Origin of the sequence: Klebsiella sp. CB_Kp196 (assembly GCF_040061575.1) — a bacterium.
Classification (GTDB): domain Bacteria; phylum Pseudomonadota; class Gammaproteobacteria; order Enterobacterales; family Enterobacteriaceae; genus Klebsiella; species Klebsiella michiganensis.
The window spans coordinates 1-4269 of record NZ_JBEAFH010000019.1 but is presented as its reverse complement, the minus strand read 5'-3'; the positions used below and the strand labels follow the sequence as shown (position 1 = coordinate 4269).

At 49.4% G+C, this 4269-nt stretch carries 4 protein-coding genes and 4 tRNA genes; 1 reads left to right on the top strand and 7 read right to left on the bottom strand.

All coding sequences use genetic code 11. The features are described 5' to 3' along the window. From ABLU87_RS04705 to ABLU87_RS04685, 5 genes are all read right to left on the bottom strand, one after another. Positions 1-136 (bottom strand): GTP-binding protein (locus ABLU87_RS04705; protein WP_009484166.1); only part of this gene is annotated, 136 nt, incomplete at its 3' end. Positions 137-252: 116 nt separating this feature from the next. After that, positions 253-328 (bottom strand) — tRNA-Thr (locus ABLU87_RS04700). A 5-nt stretch (positions 329-333) separates the two neighbouring features. Then, a tRNA-Gly gene (locus ABLU87_RS04695) sits at positions 334-408 on the bottom strand. 119 nt (positions 409-527) lie between these two features. Further along, a tRNA-Tyr gene (locus tag ABLU87_RS04690) sits at positions 528-612 on the bottom strand. A gap of 10 nt (positions 613-622) precedes the next feature. After that, positions 623-698 (bottom strand) — tRNA-Thr (locus ABLU87_RS04685). A gap of 439 nt (positions 699-1137) precedes the next feature. On the opposite strand from ABLU87_RS04685, the gene coaA reads away from it, so the two are divergent. Further along, positions 1138-2088, top strand: a complete 951-nt coding sequence (gene coaA, locus ABLU87_RS04680) for a type I pantothenate kinase (RefSeq protein ID WP_014227490.1) — start codon at positions 1138-1140, stop codon at positions 2086-2088. Between the two features lie 26 nt (positions 2089-2114). Here coaA and birA read toward each other — a convergent pair whose 3' ends face one another. Together birA and murB are read right to left on the bottom strand one after the other, a co-directional pair. After that, complete coding sequence (birA, locus tag ABLU87_RS04675; RefSeq protein ID WP_014837096.1) at positions 2115-3077, bottom strand: bifunctional biotin--[acetyl-CoA-carboxylase] ligase/biotin operon repressor BirA; 963 nt, start codon at positions 3075-3077, stop codon at positions 2115-2117. Continuing rightward, positions 3074-4102 (bottom strand): UDP-N-acetylmuramate dehydrogenase, encoded by a 1029-nt coding sequence (murB, locus tag ABLU87_RS04670; protein WP_122117963.1) that lies wholly within the window; start codon positions 4100-4102, stop codon positions 3074-3076. Before murB ends, birA begins: the two co-directional genes overlap by 4 nt. Positions 4103-4269: the final 167 nt, after the last annotated feature.

The following is a 4269-nucleotide window of genomic DNA, read 5'->3' as shown; positions in this document are numbered from 1 at the left end:
CGCGAGCAGAACCACCGTAGGTTTTAGCCAGAACGGTAGTGATTGCAGCGGTCAGCGTTGTTTTACCATGGTCAACGTGGCCGATAGTACCGACGTTAACGTGCGGTTTTGTACGTTCAAACTTTTCTTTAGACATCGATTGTCCCTCTAAGACACGGATAAATCGGTGATATCACCACATCAACCGGGCAACATGCCCGACTTGTTGAATGCAATAAACAAGAGAGAAACAGGGGAGGAGAGATAAAGAAGTGGTGCTGATACCCAGAGTCGAACTGGGGACCTCACCCTTACCAAGGGTGCGCTCTACCAACTGAGCCATATCAGCACGTTTGGAGCGGGCAGCGGGAATCGAACCCGCATCATCAGCTTGGAAGGCTGAGGTAATAGCCATTATACGATGCCCGCATCCTGAAACTCGGCTACCCAGTTCTTTCTATAACAAAAAAAAGAGAAGCGTCTCTTTTTTTGTTTGAGCTGACCAGTTTAACCAATCAACTCTGGCTCCGCAAAGCGTTGCCGAAAGATGGTGGTGGGGGAAGGATTCGAACCTTCGAAGTCGATGACGGCAGATTTACAGTCTGCTCCCTTTGGCCGCTCGGGAACCCCACCAGGCACTTGATGGTGCCGACTACCGGAATCGAACTGGTGACCTACTGATTACAAGTCAGTTGCTCTACCTACTGAGCTAAGTCGGCATCAAGTAGCGCGCATTCTAGGGAGACCTGCGAGTTCATGCAACTAAAAAATTGCAGAAAATGTTCTATTGCTCACATTTTGTGCTCAAACGAGAAAAAATGGTGTAATTTCAAACAGAGCAGGACAAAAATACGCCAATCATCCTCACGGATAGGGTTGCCGAGGAGGGCAAAAAGTAGAGTGAAGTCGCTAAAGCGGCATCGATACCCCATCACCTGACCACCCGATTCAATGAATAACCCACGGGTCTCTGCTGAGAACTTTATATCCCCTTACCAAACCATTCATCTCTGTGATGCTACCTTTAGAAAGCATCATTCAATGAGTTTTTTTCTTATTATTCCTCGCAATCTGGTGTTACCCTCCTGCCCATTGTCCTGATTAACTAGTGTGAAGCACCCCGCCTTCATGTAATTCGGCGGTTGCAAGAGCATGCTTATGAGCCTAAAAGAGCAAACGTTAATGACACCGTATCTACAATTTAACCGCGACCAATGGGCTGCGCTTCGTGATTCCGTTCCGATGACGCTAACAGAAGAAGAAATCACGCGGTTAAAAGGCATCAACGAAGATCTTTCCCTGGAAGAAGTAGCGGAAATTTATTTGCCGCTGTCGCGTTTACTCAATTTCTATATCAGCTCTAATCTGCGCCGCCAGGCTGTACTGGAACAATTCCTTGGCACCAACGGCCAACGTATTCCTTACATCATTAGCATTGCGGGTAGCGTGGCGGTCGGGAAGAGCACTACCGCGCGCGTGCTGCAAGCATTGCTGAGCCGCTGGCCTGAACATCGACATGTAGAATTAATCACGACAGATGGTTTTCTGCATCCTAACGCGGTATTGAAAGAACGCGGCCTGATGAAGAAGAAGGGCTTCCCGCAGTCTTATGACATGCATCGCCTGGTTAAATTCGTCTCAGACCTGAAATCCGGCGTTCCTGACGCTACGGCTCCGGTTTATTCACATCTGATTTACGACGTCATTCCTGATGGGGATAAAACCGTCACGCAGCCTGATATATTAATTCTTGAGGGATTAAATGTTCTGCAGAGCGGCATGGATTATCCACACGATCCGCATCATGTATTTGTTTCGGACTTCGTTGATTTTTCAATTTACGTTGATGCGCCTGAAGAACTGCTAAAAAACTGGTATATCAATCGTTTTCTGAAATTCCGCGAAGGCGCGTTTACCGACCCGGACTCCTATTTTCATAGCTATGCTCAGCTGTCTAAAGATGAAGCAATTGATATTGCCACATCGCTGTGGAATGAGATTAATCTTTTGAATTTAAAAGAGAACATTCTACCAACGCGTGAGCGAGCCAGCCTTATAATGACCAAAAGCGCAAACCACTCTGTGAATCAGGTGCGTTTAAGAAAATAAAAAAGGGAGCGTTAGCTCCCCTTTTTTTATTCAGCGCTGCGCAATGATATCTCACCGCCAATCCAGGGTTTTACCATCCCGTCCTGCTCCAGTAATAATGCGCCTTGAGCATCAATACCTCGCGAAATACCAAAGATCTCTTTATCGCCAATAATAAGTTTAACCGGTCGATTAATAAAGTTATCGAGCTTTTCCCAGCGGGTGAGATAGGGTGCCAGACCTTCATTCTCAAAAAGTTTAAATCCTGCCCGCAGCTCTTTAATCAGACAAGCCGCTAACGTATTACGATCGATAGAGATCCCTGCCTCCTGGAGGCTGATCCAACCCTGATTGACAACATCAGACTCCACCCGGCGCATCATGAGGTTGATCCCCGCGCCGCTGACTATCTGCGCAGCATCGCCGGTTTTCCCCGTGAGTTCCACCAGGATCCCGGACAGCTTCCGATCCTGTAAATAGAGATCGTTTGGCCATTTCACCCGAACTTTATCCGCCCCCAGGCTTTGCAGCACCTCGGCAATGACGATCCCAATGACCAGACTCAAGCCTATAGCCGCAGCAGGGCCCTGCTCCAGTCGCCAGTACATTGAAAGGTAAAGGTTAGAACCAAACGGCGAGAACCACTTGCGCCCGCGGCGGCCGCGACCTGCCTGCTGATACTCAGCCACGCAGGCATCACCCGATTGCAGTTCGCTAAGTCTGTCCAGAAGATACTGGTTCGTGGAATCAATCACCGGTAGTACGGTTACCCGGCCATGCTCGATCTGCCTGGCGATCTGCTCTTCATCCAGAAGCTGGATAGGCTCAGGGAGACTGTAGCCTTTACCCGGAACGGTAAATACGTCGACTCCCCAATCGCGTAACGTTTGAATATGCTTGTTGATTGCTGCCCGACTCATCCCTAAACGCTCGCCAAGCTGTTCACCTGAGTGAAATTCAGCGTCGGCCAGGATCGATATTAGCGTCAAAGGAACGGTGTAGTCTTTCATGCGATGGTCTCCTCGGCATTAACTTCACCCGTTTCACCGATAAAGCGCACTTCCGGCTGTAACCAAATATTAAACTTCTCACCAACCTGCTGGCGTACGTAATGAGCCAGCTCAATCACGTCTTCACTGGTTGCCTGATGCTGATTGATCAATACCAGCGCCTGCTGGCTATGCACCGCTGCGCCACCCATCACTTTACCTTTAAGCTGGCATTGATCGATAAGCCAGCCGGCGGCAAGTTTCATACTGCCATCCGGCTGAGGGTAGTGAGGGATGCCCGGATAGGTCGCCAGCAGCGCTTGCGCCTTGTCCGCGCTAACGACCGGGTTCTTAAAGAAGCTCCCCGCATTTCCATTCACTTTTGGATCGGGGAGTTTGGTCATGCGCATATGGCAGACGGCGTCAAATACCTGCTGCGGGGTAACGGTTTGCGGATCGAGCCGGGTTAAATCACCGTAGGTCAAAACGGGTTGCCAGGCTTTTGGCAACGTCAAACCAACCGCCACAATGGCGTAGCGGTCCTGATATTCATGTTTAAAAATACTTTCCCGGTAGCCAAAGCGACATTCAGCAGCGGAAAGACGCTGTTTCACCCCCGTGACCAACTCAATGCAGTCGACGTACCGGCAAACCTTCTGTAATTCAACGCCGTAAGCACCAATATTTTGAATCGGCGAGGAGCCGGCGCAGCCAGGAATCAAAGCAAGATTTTCCAGGCCCGGCATTCCGTTATTTAGCGCAAACTGGACCAACTGATGCCAGTTTTCTCCTGCACCAACATGCAAATGCCACGCGTCAGATGTTTCACTCACTTCTATCCCCATAATACGGTTGATAATGACCGTACCGGAATAATCCTTCAGGAACAGAACATTGCTTCCTTCACCAAGGATCAGGGTTGGCTGGCGCTCTGCGGTGGCATTTTGCCAGGCATCCAGTAGCTGTTTTTCAGTTTCGGCGCGTACAATCGCTTTGGCAGAACGGTCAATACCGAAGGTGTTCCAGGGCTTAAGTGAGTGGCTCATAATGGCTTCCAGATGCAAAATCTGCATTAGTTTACCGTATATAGCGAGGGAAGGCTTCCTGATTGTCAGGGGGAGCAGGTACCATGGCGTGACTAAAATCTGGCAATTTTAAACGACAAAAACGCAAAAAGCCCATCCGTCAGGATGGGCTCTTCACTTGTTTGATG

Bases quoted from the DNA above. Each gene is read 5' to 3' on its own strand.
- coaA (WP_014227490.1), top strand. From the start codon at position 1,138: ATGAGCCTAAAAGAGCAAACGTTAATGACACCGTATCTACAATTTAAC.
- birA (WP_014837096.1), bottom strand. From the start codon at position 3,077: ATGAAAGACTACACCGTTCCTTTGACGCTAATATCGATCCTGGCCGAC.
- murB (WP_122117963.1), bottom strand. From the start codon at position 4,102: ATGAGCCACTCACTTAAGCCCTGGAACACCTTCGGTATTGACCGTTCT.